This is a genomic window from Paraburkholderia sp. NMBU_R16, assembly GCF_013282575.1.
Taxonomy (GTDB): domain Bacteria; phylum Pseudomonadota; class Gammaproteobacteria; order Burkholderiales; family Burkholderiaceae; genus Trinickia.
This window is the reverse complement of record NZ_JAAAYE010000373.1, coordinates 1-272: the sequence shown is the minus strand read 5'-3', so window position 1 is coordinate 272 and position 272 is coordinate 1. Positions and strand designations below refer to the sequence as shown.

At 55.5% G+C, this 272-nt stretch carries 1 protein-coding gene; it reads left to right on the top strand.

What is annotated here, in order from left to right:
• A partial coding sequence (gene tnpB, locus GWC77_RS30460) for an IS66 family insertion sequence element accessory protein TnpB (RefSeq protein WP_173263027.1) occupies nt 1–224 on the top strand: 224 nt, incomplete at its 5' end.
• Nucleotides 225–272 lie beyond the last annotated feature (48 nt).

Below are 272 nucleotides of genomic sequence, written 5' to 3'. Positions count from 1 at the left end.
CAGCGAAGGTCCAGACCGTATTGGAACGCGATCCCTTCAGCGGCCACGTGTTCGTGTTCCGAGGCAAACGCGGCGATCTGGTCAAAGTGCTGTGGTGGAGCGGCGACGGCATGTGTCTTCTGATGAACTATCTGGCTTCATACTATGAATCGCCCCGGATTTGGTGGAGGCTCCAACTCTTGAGAGAATGGAGCTATGAACAAGTCGAACAAGTTTTCTGCTGAGGTCCGCGAGCGTGCAGTTCGCATGGTGCGAGAGCATCGCGACGAGTA